At 63.5% G+C, this 14,381-nt stretch carries 11 protein-coding genes; 3 read left to right on the top strand and 8 right to left on the bottom strand.

Translation table 11 applies throughout. The features are described 5' to 3' along the window. Positions 1 to 5 precede the first annotated feature (5 nt). From AC3YOG_RS06330 to AC3YOG_RS06305, 6 genes are all read right to left on the bottom strand, one after another. Entirely contained in the window at positions 6 to 1,175 is a 1,170-nt protein-coding gene (locus AC3YOG_RS06330) for an ADP-ribosylglycohydrolase family protein (protein WP_489934477.1), read from the bottom strand. Positions 1,176 to 1,349: 174 nt separating this feature from the next. Further along, positions 1,350 to 2,774 carry an extracellular solute-binding protein gene (locus tag AC3YOG_RS06325; RefSeq protein WP_489934476.1) on the bottom strand — a complete coding sequence of 475 codons (1,425 nt, stop codon included), beginning with the start codon at positions 2,772 to 2,774 and terminating at the stop codon, positions 1,350 to 1,352. Between the two features lie 168 nt (positions 2,775 to 2,942). Then, positions 2,943 to 3,842, bottom strand: a complete 900-nt coding sequence (locus AC3YOG_RS06320) for a carbohydrate ABC transporter permease (RefSeq protein ID WP_127754643.1) — start codon at positions 3,840 to 3,842, stop codon at positions 2,943 to 2,945. Beyond that, a complete protein-coding gene (locus AC3YOG_RS06315) occupies positions 3,842 to 4,747 on the bottom strand; it encodes an ABC transporter permease subunit (protein ID WP_127755362.1) in 906 nt (301 codons plus the stop codon). The genes AC3YOG_RS06320 and AC3YOG_RS06315 overlap by 1 nt, the downstream gene beginning before the upstream one ends. A gap of 140 nt (positions 4,748 to 4,887) precedes the next feature. Further along, the gene (locus AC3YOG_RS06310) at positions 4,888 to 5,934 is read right to left on the bottom strand and encodes a LacI family DNA-binding transcriptional regulator (RefSeq protein ID WP_127754644.1); all 1,047 of its coding nucleotides are present in this window, start codon (positions 5,932 to 5,934) and stop codon (positions 4,888 to 4,890) included. A 142-nt stretch (positions 5,935 to 6,076) separates the two neighbouring features. Continuing rightward, complete coding sequence (locus AC3YOG_RS06305; RefSeq protein ID WP_489934475.1) at positions 6,077 to 6,808, bottom strand: Crp/Fnr family transcriptional regulator; 732 nt, start codon at positions 6,806 to 6,808, stop codon at positions 6,077 to 6,079. Positions 6,809 to 7,324: 516 nt separating this feature from the next. Here AC3YOG_RS06305 and AC3YOG_RS06300 point away from each other — a divergent pair. From AC3YOG_RS06300 to AC3YOG_RS06290, 3 genes are all read left to right on the top strand, one after another. Further along, positions 7,325 to 7,834 (top strand): putative pterin-binding protein, encoded by a 510-nt coding sequence (locus AC3YOG_RS06300; RefSeq protein WP_172125603.1) that lies wholly within the window; start codon positions 7,325 to 7,327, stop codon positions 7,832 to 7,834. An 8-nt stretch (positions 7,835 to 7,842) separates the two neighbouring features. After that, positions 7,843 to 10,254, top strand: coding sequence for a putative bifunctional diguanylate cyclase/phosphodiesterase (locus AC3YOG_RS06295; RefSeq protein ID WP_489934474.1), 2,412 nt, complete (start codon positions 7,843 to 7,845; stop codon positions 10,252 to 10,254). 92 nt (positions 10,255 to 10,346) lie between these two features. Beyond that, positions 10,347 to 10,886: a hypothetical protein gene (locus AC3YOG_RS06290; RefSeq protein ID WP_489934473.1), complete on the top strand. Its 540-nt coding sequence runs from the start codon at positions 10,347 to 10,349 to the stop codon at positions 10,884 to 10,886. A gap of 7 nt (positions 10,887 to 10,893) precedes the next feature. Here the strand turns inward: AC3YOG_RS06290 and AC3YOG_RS06285 are convergent, their stop codons facing one another. Together AC3YOG_RS06285 and AC3YOG_RS06280 are read right to left on the bottom strand one after the other, a co-directional pair. Further along, the gene (locus AC3YOG_RS06285; protein WP_489934472.1) at positions 10,894 to 12,042 is read right to left on the bottom strand and encodes a YihY/virulence factor BrkB family protein; all 1,149 of its coding nucleotides are present in this window, start codon (positions 12,040 to 12,042) and stop codon (positions 10,894 to 10,896) included. A gap of 140 nt (positions 12,043 to 12,182) precedes the next feature. Then, positions 12,183 to 14,240 carry a hypothetical protein gene (locus AC3YOG_RS06280; RefSeq protein WP_489934471.1) on the bottom strand — a complete coding sequence of 686 codons (2,058 nt, stop codon included), beginning with the start codon at positions 14,238 to 14,240 and terminating at the stop codon, positions 12,183 to 12,185. Positions 14,241 to 14,381: the final 141 nt, after the last annotated feature.

Genomic DNA, 14,381 nt, shown 5'->3' with positions numbered 1-14,381 from the left:
TCACATCAGGCCAAACCCAGTTCCGCCCTGGCCACCCAGCGCGCCTCCATTGCTTTTCGGTCCGCCGCCAGCATGTCCTCGACCACGGCGGTGAACGCATCGGCCGCCGCGAACAGGTCGAGCCGGTTGGCCAGGTCGAGCTGCGCGCGGTCCTCAGCCACAACGACCTCTTCGCCGTGCATGGCGCCCAGGATCGCCCCGGCCATCACCCCGATGGAATCGGTGTCGCGGCCCGAATTGATCCCGTCCTCGATCGAGGGGCGGAAAGCGCCATTGTTAAGGAGGGAAAAGCCCAGCGCCAGCGGCAGCTCTTCGATTGCCTGCAGCCGCGAGGGGCGATAGGCATCGCTCAGCCGCCCGACCTTGGCGGCGCTGTGATTGACGTCGTCGCCCATCACTGAATAGCGCGCGATCGCCCCATGGAACGCTTCGCATACCGCCGCATGGTCAGCCCCGCTGCCGCGCAGCTGGTGCGCCAAGGCGGCAATATCGATGATGGCATCGCGCGTGCCATCCTTGGCCAATCCGATTACGGTATCTACGATCGCATCAATCGTCGTGCCCGGCACGAAGGCGGCCGCCACCGCCGCGGCCACGACGCCCGCGGCCTCCAGCCCATAGCTTTCCTGGTGCCCGGCGGCAAAGGCGATCGCCTCGTCATAGGCGCCCTTGGGATCGGCGGCATTGGCGACCCCGATCGGGGCGATATACATCGCGGCCCCGCAGTTCACCATGTTCCCGATCCCGCCTTGGCGTGGATCGCAATTGGACAGCTGATGGCGCTGGAAAATCCATTTTTCGGGATAAAACAACCGGTCGATCAGCATGGCTTCGCGCTGCAATTCGGGCACCCAGCGTGGGGTCCAGGCAATCTGGCGCACCATGCCGTCGGCCATGTCCCAGGCATCGAGATGCCGGCGCTCCTCGGCATAGATCTGCATCACCGCCAGGGTCATCAGCGTATCGTCGGTGACGATCCCGTCCCCCCGCACCCGGTGATTGCGCTGCTCGGGCGGCAAATCCATCTTGTGCCAGCGCGTCATCACCGAAGTGACCCGTCCATAGCGTTCGCGGATCTGCGCGGCCGAGAGCTTTTCCACCGGCGCCCCGAGCGCGTCGCCCAGCGCCACGCCATGCAACATGCCGCGAATACGCGATTGGAGGGATTTGGTCATTTGTTTGGGCACTTTCAGTTGAAGTCTTCTACGAGGCGGCGCCGCCCTCCCCCTTGAGGGGAGGGATCGAGGGTGGGGGTTCGGGCCAATACGAAGGCCAGGAAGGTTGCGGGAGCAGCAGAGCCCCCGCCCCAGCCCCCCCTTGAGAGGAGGAGGGCTCAAGTTGCGCCGGGCTTACTGGCCCAGCACGGTCGCGGCATATTCAGCCATGCGCTGGCCGCCTGCGGCATTGTATTCCGCCACAAACTGGTCCCATTGATCGAGGCTCGCTTCGCCGGTGATGAACTTGGCGACCCAGCCGCGATAAACCTGCTCGGCCGCGTCCACATCGGCGGCATATTCAGCTGGCCAGACAAAGGCGTTGTCCGGGGTGAAATTACCCTTGATCGTGTCGAGCGCCGTCTGCGCCGTGGGCGAAAGCAGCGGGGTCGCGGGCGTCCAGTTCGCGGCATTGAAGAAGCGCGCATACCAGGTCGAGATCTGATCGGTGAAGGTCACCGTGCCGTCGGCGCCCACAGTATGGTGCACATCGGCAAAGCCCATGCGGTCGATATCCTGACCTTCCTTGCTGGTCATGAAGTCGAGCACGGCAAAGGCTTCTTCCTTGTGCTCGGACAGGGACGAGATCGCCCAGCCACGCGCTTCCTTGGACACGTCAACCGCTGCAAGGCCCTTGCCGCCCGGGCCTTCCGGTACTGGCAGCACGGTCAGCGTGATCTCCTCGCCCGGATGGGCCTGGCGCATCTTGCCCGAATAGATGTCGATCACTTCTGGCGAAGAGCCAAAGATCACCCCGGCCCGGCCGGTATAGAACTTGTCTTCCTTCACATCGAACGTGTTGGTGACATATTCCTTGTCGTAAAGGCCCTTGCTGGCGAGCCGGGCATAGAATTCGAGCTTGGCGCGCTCGGCATCGGTGACCCGCGAATTAACCCAGGTGCCATCGGCATTCTTCATCCAGGTGGCGCTGACGCCAAAGGCCTGGTTGAAGATGGAATCGAGTTCGCCCGTATTGCCGAACCCCGTCAGGCCCAGCGTATTGCCCGGCGTGCCGTCGCCATCGAGATCGGCATCGTGGATGGCCTGGAACAGCGCTTCATAGCCTTCGACCGTGGTCGGGGGCTCCATGCCAAGCTCGTCGAGCCAGTCCTGGCGCATCACCGGCTGGGGCGCGCGCGAAGGGTACACGTAGAGCAGATAAGGGTAGTTCGCGAGGCGCTCCACATTGTGCGGCCACAGCGCATCCTTGATGAACTCAGACTTTTCGATCCAGGGCGTAAGGTCCTCGAGCACTCCCTGCTCGGCCATTTTCTGGTCGCCGCCCTGGAAATACATGATGTCCGGGATATCGCCCGATAGCAGCATCACGCCCAGCGCATCGGCATAGCCCGAGCCCGGCAGGTCGACGATCTGGATATCGACATCAACGCCGCGCTCCTTGAGCGCCGCTTCGATCGCCTCGATCTCCTTGACGTCATCGGGATTGCTGTTGAGCAGATCCTTGCTCACAAGGCGCAGCGTGGTTTGCGCCATTGCCGGCGCAGCCAACGCCCCCAGCATTGCCATGGCCGTCGAGGCCAGCAGTAGTTTCTTCAGCATCAGACATTTCCTCCTTGGATTGTCGTTTGTTTCGTCATTGGCCGCAATTTTGCGGTTCTTGTGGAAAGGTTCGAAAAACGGGATCTCGGAGCCTGGCCTCCCTCCCCCTTGAGGGGAGGGCCGGGCTGGGGGGCCATCGGCGATCCCCCCAAGATTGTGTCGTCCCAATCATCCCTTGAGCGCTCCCGACATCGTCCCCTTGGTGAAGAATTTGAGGATCAGCGGATAGATGGCGAGAATGGGCAGGATGGTGATGAGGATCATCCCCGCCTTGAGCGCGCGGATATTGATCTGCGCCAGCCCGATATTGTTGGCGGCATTGTTGGCCCCGACGATGGCGAGCTTGTCGCCCTCGATGACGAACTGGCGCAGCACCACCTGCAGCGGCCATTTTGTCTGGTCGTTGAGATAGATCATCGCCCGGAAAAACTCGTTCCAGTGCAGCACGAGATAAAACAGGGCAATCGTCGCCAGCGCCGGCTTGGCCAGCGGCAGCACCACCATGAAGAAGGTCTGGAACGGATTGGCCCCATCGAGCTCGGCCGCTTCCAAAAGCTCCTGCGGGATCTCCTCGAAGAAGCGGATCAGGATGATGAGATACCAGGCGCTGATCGCCTTATACATGATCACCGACCAGGGCGTGTTGAGCAGGCCCATGCGTTTCATCAGGAAATAGTCGGGAATGATCCCGGGCTCGAACACGATGGTGACGAGCACGAGCAGGAAAATGATCCGCCGTCCGGGCAGGCCCGGCCGCGACATACCCCAGGCCATCAAGGCGGTGCCGAAGACGCCGATGCACACGCTGGTGGCGGTCATCCACACCGAGTTGAAAATGCCGCGCTGCACATTGGGATGCTGCAGCAGCAGCATCCACACATCGGGCGAAAACCCGTCGGGGATGATCGAGAGGCCCGAAAAACCAGCGACCTTGCTGGGCTCGGACAACGACAGGGCCAAAAGGTTCAGCAGCGGCTGCAGGGTGAACACCACCAGCAGCAGGAGCGTTGACACGATCAGCACATATTCGACCCGCTCGAGCGGCGTCCGGCGCGATTGACCAAACATCACCACACTCCCTTGCCGGTAAGGCGCTTGCTGACGAGATGCGAGGTCAACACCAGGATCATGCCAATCACCGCCTTGAACAGGCCCGCTGCCGTCGCCAGCGCATATTCACCGGTCGAAAGGCCCATGCGGTAGACATAGGTGTCGATGATATCGATGGTGGAAGCGTTGACCGCGTTCTGGAAATTGATGACCTGGTTGAGATCGGCCGACAGGAACATGCCCATATTGAGGATGAACAGCGTCGCGATCGTCGGCACGATCCCCGGAATGGTCACATGCCAGATCTTTTGCCAGCGATTGGCGCCATCCATTTCGGCGGCTTCATATAGCTGCGGGTCGATGGCAAAGATCGCCGCGAGATATAAGAGGCTATCCCAACCCGCCGAACGCCAGATTTCCGATACGACCAGCACCCAGCGGATCGTGCCGGTATTGGTCAGGTAATTAGTGGTGCCAAAGCCCATCGATTGCTGGACCTGGTTGACCGCACCATCAGTGGGCGACAGCAGCGCGATGAACACGCCCGCGATCACCACCCAGCTCAAGAAGTGCGGCAGGTAGATCGCCGACTGGATCGCCCCGCGCAGCTTGCCGTTGCGCACTTCATTGAGCAGCAACGCCACCATGATTGGGACGGGGAACACAAAGAGGATCTTCATGCCCGAAATGATCAGCGTGTTGAGCAGCACCTGGTGGAAGATGGGCGAGGAAAACAGCACGCCGAAATTCTTGAGCCCGACCCAGATATTGGGCGGGATGATGCGAACCTGCTCGAAAGCCATCTTGGCTTCCCAGATCGGCACGTAATGCCAAACGAAAAAGAACAGCAGGCCCGGCGCCATCATGGCGTAATAGGGCCACCATTGGCGCAGGCCAAAGCGGAAGCGCTCAAGCCTATTCATACCCTGTTCAGCAACATGGCGCGGTTGCGGCCCCGCTTGCGGCAAAACGCCTGCGGTATGTCCGTTTACGGGAACGTTCCCACTCGCCACTGCTGCGCCGAGCTGCTCTTCCGATGAGCCAACCATCAACCAGATACTCCTTAGCTCGCGGCGCGTCGCTGCGCGGCCTGCGCCGACAGTTCGGCAATCGAGCCGCGCTCAACCAGCCGGCACGGCATGTAAATGCGCCGGTGGTCCGGCTTGTGTTCGATTTCGTCAAAGAGCCCGTCCACGGCGCGCTCGCCGATATCGCGCCCGGGCTTGGCCACCGTGGTCAGACCCGGCCAGGCGAACTCGCCCGAGGGAATGCCGTCAAAACCCATGATTGAAACGTCGCGGGGGCATTCGAGCCCGGCATCGCGCACCGCCATCATCGCGCCCAATGCCATCATGTCATTGGCCGCAAACACCGCCAGATGCCCGACGCGCGGACGCTCCAGCAGCCGCGCCATCGCCTCGCGGCCGCCCCTGACGGTATATTCCCCGTCCTCGATCGGCAGCACGGCAGGATCGACGTCCCGCTCGACGCAATGCTCATGCACCGCGCGCAAAAACCGTGCCCGCGCCAAACGCGATTTCGGGCCAAGCAGCAGGCTCGGCGCCGGATGGCCCTTTTGCACGAAATGGTCCAGCCCGAGCCGTACCGCCTGGGCAATGTCCGAACCGACGCTCGAAATATTGGGAAAGCGCTCGGCGCTCGAGCCGATGAAAACGCAAGGCAGGCCGAAGCGGTCGAGATCGTCAAAACTGTCGGCCACCGGGTTGATGATCGCCCCATCGACCCGCGCCCGGCGCAGCGCGCCCAGATGCGCCGCTTCCGCCTTGGGGTCCCAGTCGGAAGAAAAGATCAGCAGTGACGCCCCGCTGCGCGAAGCACGATCCTGCGCCCCACGCGCCACATCGCCCCAGAACGGGTTGGTGATATCGGGGATCACGAGGCCCAACAGGCCGCTGCGGCCCGAGCGCATGCCCACCGCCAGGTGATTGCGCTCATAACCAACGGCGGCGGCGGCCCGGATCACCCGGTCACGGGTTTCCTCGGTGATGTTGGACGAGCCCGTCAGCGCGCGGGCCGCGGTGCTCTTGGACACCCCGGCGCGCTCGGCAACATCAACAATGGTTGGTCGGCGATCGCGGCTGTTGCGCATGAACCATCCCTTGCAGCCGGTCCGCCCTGCCACACCGCGGGAACGTTACCGCGAATACCAGCAATGTCAATAGCGCAACCCTCGGCAGCGCGCCGCAGCCACCCCAAACCGGGGGATTACTTATTTTCGAGAGAAACTCGCCTCACCGCGGCGTATGCACCGCATCAAGGAAGATCGGATCGAACTGCCCCACATCCTGCAGGCGCTTCCAGTCGATCACCCGCACGCGCTTGGTGTCCCAGGCCACCAGATCCTGGCGCCGCAGCTCCTGGAGCGTGCGGTTCACATGCACATTGGAAAGCCCCAGCGCATCAGCGAGCTCCTGCTGCGTGATCTCGAACGGAAAGCTCATATCCTCGGCCAGCCCGACGGCCTGGGCCCGCACATAATGCTCGCAGAACAGATGCGCCATATGCGCAATTGCGGTCAGCCGCCCCATCGCCACCAGCCACTGCCGGTGGATCGCACCATCCAGCAAGGTCGAGAGCCACAGCAGCCGCGTCAGGTGCGGATAATCCTCAGTGATCTGCCGCAAGGCATCATGGGGGAACTCCACGGCCGCCACGGTGGACATCGCGCTCACATCATGATCCAGCTTGGACAGCAGGAAGGCATGCAGATCCACGAAATCGCCCGCGATGTGAAAGGCCGTGATCTGCTGCTGGCCGCTTTCCACCGTGTTTTGCCGGGCAGCCATGCCCTGGATCAGCAGCAGGCTCTTGTTCGGGCTGCTGCCATAGCGCGCCATCAACTCGCCCGGGGCGAAATGAACGGTCTGGCCGGCCGCCGCCGAAAGCGCATCCCGTTCTGCTTGTCCTAGGGTGTCACGCACCCGCAGGCGGCGAAAAAATCTATCAAGACGCTGATCGTCCATGGTGGGCCTTGGTACCGGACCTTCGCGCACAAACGTGCGCGGGTCGCTGTAGTTGCTTCTCTTCTTGCCAATCGCTGTTCGCGAACCAGGTTTGTGGCGCGGCCTGGAGCGGCCAAACGTCCCGACCCAGAGGAGGATGCGCCCGCAAAGTGCCGGCACCCACGCCCGTCCTTGTCCCCCCGCCGATATGGTCGTTGTGCTTGCGGCCTTGGCGCTGGCAGGCAAACGCGCCATGTCAGCTTAATGCCGCTAAGTCGCTGATCCGCGCACTATCGTATGTTAGTCAAAGCCAGAATGCGGAGCCAACCCGATCTCGCCAAGTCACCGAAGCTGCCGGCAAGATGATCCGCCCGGCGAGCACTGACAGCTTGCTCTTGCCGACCGAAACGGCGCTGGACGTGCAGCATCAGGCTTGGCGGTGCAAACATGTAGGCCATCTGGAGCTTTTACCGACTTGGTTTCACCTGACCTTCATCTTTCTAGCTGACCTTTGCCGCATAAAGGATCAAACCAGCGATGAACATGAAGTTGTACCTGTCCCTGCTCACCAGCGCCGCGATGATTGTCTGCTCCACCCTGGGTGCAGTGGCGCTTGATGTGCCAACAGCTCAGCCCATCCTGACCGTATCCGGCAACATCACACAGACCAATCAGGACGGGGTGGCGGTGTTTGACCGCACGATGCTCGAGGCGCTTGGCAACGCCGCCATTGTGACCCGGACGCCCTGGTTTGACGGGGTGAGTACCTATGAAGGCGTGCCGCTCGAGGCGCTGATGGATGCCGTGGGCGCCGAGGGGCACACCGTCACTGCCATTGCGCTCAACGACTATGTCACCACGATCCCACTCTCGGATTTTGCCGATTTCGGACCCATTCTGGCGCTGCGCCACAACGGGCAATACATGACGGTGCGGGAAAAGGGCCCGCTCTTTATCATCTATCCCTTCGACGAAAACCCGGACCTGCGCACCTCGACCTATTATGGGCGGGCCGCCTGGCAGGTCAAACAGTTGATCGTGGAGTAACCAGAGCTTTGCAGGCCGCGTCGGTCAAGTTCATGCAGCGCGCCTTGGCAGTCATCGTGTGCTGCCTTGTGGTCGCGACCTGCTACACCTCGCTGGTGATTGCCCAGCGCCAGACCGCATTGCAAAACCTGTCGCGCTACAATGTTGCCTGGACTGTCAGCCAGTCCCTTTCCGAGTTCACCCGGCTCGAGCAGAGCCTGGCCCTCTACGCGCTCGACGCCACGCCAGAGCGGCTGGCCGAAGCCATGCTGCGGCTCGACATCATGTTCAGCCGGGTCGAGATGTATGAAGCTGGCCCGGCTTCCAGTGAAAACTCGCGCACGCTGCGCATCTTTATCGAGGCCGATCCCGCCAATCAGGAAACCGTTCACGCTGTCCGGGGCGCGCTGGAAACGGTCGATGGCCTGCTCGCCTCCGAACCCCATACGCGGGCCAAACTGCTCGAGGGGCTTGCGGCCCTTGCCCCGTTGGACGCCCGCCTGACCGCTCTTGCCTCCGCGGCCGGGGCCTATGGCGCCGCACGCACTGCCGCCGATCGGGCCGAACTGCAGCGCCTGCACTGGATCTTCACTGGCCTCGCCTGGGGCCTGATCCTGTGCGGTGTCGCCTTGACGCTGCTGCTGTTCCGCAACAATCGGCTGTTGCAACGCGCCTACCAGGATGTCAGCACGCTCGCCGCCCAGTTGGGGGCAACCTCCAAGACCTTGCGGGCGCAGAATGACCGCTTCGATGCTGCCCTCAACAACATGTCCCATGCGATCTGCACCTTCGACGCCGATGGCAAGCTCGTCGTGTTCAACCAGCGATTTGCCGAACTTTGCGGCCTGCCGCAGAACCTGGAGCCTGGTCTCACCGCCACCCAGATGGAGAAAAGGGCGGCCGAGCAAGGCGCGGACACCGCCTATTACAGCATCCTGGCCCGCCAGCTCCCGATGATCTGGAACCGCACCGGCAAGGTGTTCACCTCCGAGCTACCCGATGGCCGCGCCTATGCGGTTTCCCATACCCCGCTACCGGATGGCGGATGGCTCGCCACCTATGAGGACATCAGCGAGCGCCGCCGCGCCGAGCTGCGCATCGCGCATATGGCCCACCACGATGCCCTGACCAATCTGCCCAACCGCGTGCAGTTCAGGCTGCAGCTGGACCAGATGTTGCTGCGCTCGCGCAAGCATGACCTCAGCTTTTGTGTGTTCCTGCTCGATCTCGATGGCTTCAAGGACGTCAATGACACCTTCGGCCATCATCTGGGCGATCAACTGCTCAAAGTCGTGGCCCAGCGCCTGCAGCAGGGCAGCACGACCTACCACGCCGTGGCGCGGCTGGGCGGCGACGAGTTCGCCACCGCCTGCTGGATTGAAGGCGATGCCGAACAGCAGCGCCGGATCGGCGAGCGGCTGATTGCCGATCTGTCCCGGCCCTATTTTCTGGAGGGGCGCGAACTGTCCGTCGGCGCCAGCATCGGCGTGGCGCAGTTCTGCCCCAAGACGCCAGTGGAAACCGAGGAACTGCTGCGCCATGCCGATCTGGCGCTTTATGTCGCCAAAGCTGATGGCAAGGGCCGGGTGCGGTTTTTCGAGCCGGAGCTCGACCAGCAACTGCAAACCCGCAAGACGCTGGAAGCCGATCTGCGCAAGGCGCTGGATCGGGGCGAGATGGAAGTGCATTACCAGCCCGTTCTCGTGGCTGAAACGCGCCAGGTGTGCCGCTACGAGGCGCTGTTGCGTTGGCGTCCGGGTGGGGATCGGCTCGTGCCACCCTCGACCTTCATCCCACTCGCCGAGGCGACGGGCCTGATCAACGAGATCGGCGCCTGGGTGCTGCAGCAGGCCTGCGCCGAAGCGGCCTGCTGGCCCGGAGATCTGGGCCTGGCGGTCAATTTGTCTGCCGTTCAGTTCAAGAGTGGCGAGTTGGTCAGGACCATCGGCGACGCCCTCGCCGCATCGGGGCTGGACGCGCACCGGCTGGAGCTGGAAATCACCGAATCCGTGCTGCTCCAGGGCGACGAGCAAACCCTGTCCGCGCTGATGCGCCTCAAGGACATTGGCGTGCGCATTGCGATGGACGACTTCGGCACCGGCTATTCCTCGCTCAGCAATCTGCGTCGCTTCCCCTTTGACACCATCAAGATCGACAAGTCGTTCGTGGCCGATCTGACCAGTCGCGATGACGCCGTTTCCGTGGTGCGACTGATCATTCAGCTCGGTGAAGTGCTGGGAATGCAGACCACCGCCGAAGGCGTGGAAACCGAGGAACAGTTCCACCTGCTCCAACAAGCCGGCTGCACCAATGTGCAGGGCTTCCTGTTCGATCGCGCCAAGCCGGCGAGCGAGATAGCCCATCACATCGCCGCAACTCACGCGACCTCCGCAGAAGTCGATTCTGTAGCCGATCCACTTGCGGAACGTAAATCGGCCTGAAACCTCCCCCATCTCTCCCCCGCGACGCGCGTGATCTTGTGGCGCCACCGCGCCCGCAAGTATAGCAAGGGCGCAGCTAAGGGACTGAGTTGATGCGTTTTCTGCCTGCAATCGCGCTTGCATCCGCGCTGGTGACGAGCGTCGTTCCCGCGGGCGCTCAAAGTTGGGGCTTGCTGGACCGGGCCCTTGCCGACGCCGTGCAGACCTTCGCCAAGGCGCAAGGCGCACTTGGATCATCCAGCATGGGCGTGCCGACCACGGCTTACGGGCAAGCCTTGCGGCAGTTGCGCTTTGTCCCGTCCAGCGGATCGGGGGAGGTGCAGGTGGCCTTTCAGGCGCAGGGCGAAGGCGACAAAGCCTGCACCCGCTTTGCCGCCTATGTGATCCCGAACCCGGCCGCCGACACTATAACCATCAATCTCTGCCCGCAGTTCTTTGACTCCGGCACCGATGCCCTGCGCCAAACCACTATCCTGCATGAAATGGTGCATGTGGTCGCCGGGCCCGGCGAGTGCATGGCCATGGCCTATACCGCTCAGCTGCAGTTCCTCGCCACTGGCGCGTTTCAGCCGGTCACCAATTACTGGCGCCAAAGCGGCTGCGGGTCCTCGGCCTATAGGCTGCCGGGATAACGCCCCGCTAGGAGCGCTTGTCCCGCCGCCGCATTGCGCCCAGCGCCAGGGAAGCCGGCACTGCCAGGGCCAGGGCGCCCAGGGAATGCTGCCGCCGTGGGCGCAGCTGCGCAGCAGCGGCCCGGTAACCGGCCTGCCATTCCGGGCTTTTGCCTGAAATATCGTCGGTGGGTTCCCCGCCTTCCTCGCGGGACTTGCCTACCGTGTCGGCTGCCGTGGCATTACGGCGACCGAGCGGATCGCTGCTGCCCACGGTGGAATCGCGCCGCGTCTGCCGCTCGGCCTCCGCATTAAGCTCGGCACCCACGATCAGCATGGTGACCGAGATCCACATCCAGGTCAGCAGGGCAATGAGCCCGCCCAGCGAGCCGTAGGTCTTGTCGAAATTGGCGAAGTTCGCCGCATACCAGGAGAACAGCAGCGACACGACGATGATCCCGACCACGGCAAGGAGAGCGCCCGGGGTAACCCAGCGCCATTTCGGCTGCTGCCGGCTCGGGCCGAAGCGATACAGAACGGCAATACCCAACAGCAAGACCACGGCGAGCAGCAGGTAGGAGCCGATCTTGAGCACCCATTCCAGCCCACTCCCCAGCCCGAGGAAATTCAGCACCGCTGGCACCACCACGGCCACGCCAATCATCACCACCGCGCCAACGACACCGGCCAGGGTAAACACGAGGGCGGTGGCGTTCAGAACAAAGAAATTGCGCTTTTCGCGCTCGTCATAGGCGATGTTCATTGCCTCAAACAGCGTCTTGACCCCCGAACTGGCGCTCCAAAGCGCAATGGCGATCGAGATGATAAGGGCAAAGCTCAGCGTCGATTCCTGGCTCGAGGTCAGGCGCTTGAGTTGTTCATCGATGATGGCCATGCCCCCTTCGGGCACCACCGCGGACAGTGCCCTGACATGCTCGGTCACCGTGGCCGGGTCGGTGAACAGGCCATAAAGGGACACAAAGGCCGTGAGGGTGGGGAAAATCGCCAGCAGCAGGTAATAGGTCACCGCCGCCGCGATCAGGGTCACCCGATCATCATTGATCTCGGCATAGGTGCGCCACAGGATGTCCTTCCAGCCCTTTGCCGGTACCTCCGTTGGCGCATCCGCCTCACGACCATGATCCTGCTCGGCACTGCGGTTTTGGACTGTTGCCATCTGCTTTGTTCCCTTGCCTTGGGAGGGGCAACGACAAAGCGCCAGCGTGGTTGCAGGCCACCAGCCTGCGAGACCCAGCAAACAGCAGGCCCCGCTCCAAAAAGGAGCGAGGCCGCTTTCGCCCGGTTGTGCCCGCGAGCTTAGTTGGGGTCGACCACGAAAAGGGTCAGGCCCGCATCTCCCTGGGTCACGGTCACCACATCGACCGGCCCGACCCCGGACTGCGCCAGGGCTGCCCCGAGGGCCTCATTGGCGGCAACCGCGTTGCGCAACTCCTCGGCTGCCGGGATCGGCAGACCGGCGGAGCCGCAGCCTTCCAGCAGCACCAGCGAGGCATCGCCCGAACCGGCGGCAAGAACATCGGCAGGCTCGGCCGCATCGCCTGCGGCGACCGCTTCGGCAGCCCCGGAACACCCGACGGTGCGAAGCGGAAGGGCAAAGGCTTCGACTTCAGCCGTCAGCACCTGAGCGGAGGCTGTTGCGGCCAACGGAGCGCCGCCCGGCAGCGCACCGGCCTGGTCTTGGGCGCCCGTCGCACCATCACTGCTGCCGTCGGAGCCAGCCGTGTCCACAGCGCCGGAGGCTCCGCCGCCCGTCGCGCCATTATTGGCGCCACCGGCAGCATCATCGGGCGCCGCACTGCCGTTATCCGTGTCCGGACCACCTGCATCGCCGCTGGCATCATCGCCATTGCCATCTGCTCCATCACCAGCGCCATCGCTGCCTGTCTGGTCCACAGGAGCCGACTCGCCAGCCCCCGTGATGCCTCCCGCGGCGCCATCACCGCTGTCGGCAAGCTGGGCCTGCGTATCAACCAGGAGCCGCACCTGCCCGGCGCGGCCAGCGCGAACCGCGACCACGGCTTCGGGCGCAATCCCGGCATCGGCCAGCGCCTGCGTGAGGGCAAGATTGGCCTCAACCACGGCGAGGGTCTCATCGTCATCACTGCCGCCGAGCGTTGCCAGCACGTCGGCCTGTGCGGCCTCACCCAGCAAGGCATCAAGATCGAGGATGGTGATCTCGCCGCCGCCGGCTCCGCTCGCATCGCCCTCCGTGCCCAAAATGCGCAGCACGGCATCCACACGCTGCTGCTCATCGGGAAGCAGCGACAAGTCCAGCGCCGCCAATTCCTCTTCAGTGAGGGCGGCGATGTCGAGATCGGCAAGGTCTCCGCTTGCGGCGCCCTCCCCGCCAGCCTGGCCGTCACGGGGCAGGATGGCGACGTCGGCGGCGAGCTCACCCGAGCCGGCGCCCAGCTCGGCATCGACCACATCGATGCCAGCCGCGTCCACTTCCGCCACCAGGGCCTCGGGGGCCCCGCGCACCAACACTTCGGTCAAGCCATCGGCCCCGACCTCGATCGCGAGCACATCCTCCAGCGCCACGCCTTCGCGTTCCAGCACCGAGCTCAGCACCGCGCTGTCTTCAAGAACCGCGAGCAAATCCGCCCGACCCTCGGGATTGTCGCCGATGGCGATCTCGATCTCCGCCAGCGCCGCCTCGGACAGCACCTCGTCCACCCGGACCAGGGCGATGCGGCGATCATCAATGCTGGCATCAAGGTCGATCTCGGCCGATCCTGGATCGGCGATCAGCTCGATCAGCGCCTCGGTCCGCGCCGTTGGGCTGCCCAGCGCCAGCAGCCTGGTGCCACCGGTTACTGTTTGCGTGGGATCGATTGTCGCTGTTTGCTGGGCTCCGATCTGCACATCGGCATCTACTGCCGCGCCGGAGCGGGAACCCGAGCCGAGATTGACATCGGCGCTGACCGGAGCGCCCTGGATCACGTTGACATCGGTGTCGAGCACATTGGCGCGGGGGCTGCCGTCGCCGCCCAGCACCGTGCCGGACACCACTTCGCTGTCGCCGGCCTCGACGCCGACATCCACGGCCGCGTCCCCGCCTATCTCGGCATCGACGCCCAGACCATCATCACCACCAACATCGACGTCGGCATCGACCGCCGTATCGCCACCAAGGCCCACATCGGCATTGATGCCATCATCGCCGCCAAGCCCCACGCCGGCATCCAGCCCGCCATCGCCGCCGCCCACCCCGACATTGAGGCCATCATCGCCCCCCACCGAGATGTCGACACCGCCACTGCCAATATCGGCATCAAGCAGCTGGGCAGAAGCGGGGGATGCTGCCAAGGCAGCCGTCAAGGCAAGAACAGAAATGCTGGATCGAAGGAACATAGACATCTCCTAAGCCGAAATGATTAGTTCCGATCAACGGAGGGACGAGGGGGCGGTTTCTTGCCTTTGCCCCGACTTTACTTGGCGTCCTTGCCGACCCGAAAAGCAATTGATGTCAATTTTACTGACCGGCCCTCCCCC

Source organism: Devosia sp. Z6_126 (genome assembly GCF_058133495.1).
The sequence above is the reverse complement of the archived record's forward strand: the minus strand, read 5'-3'. Positions and strand labels throughout refer to the sequence as shown.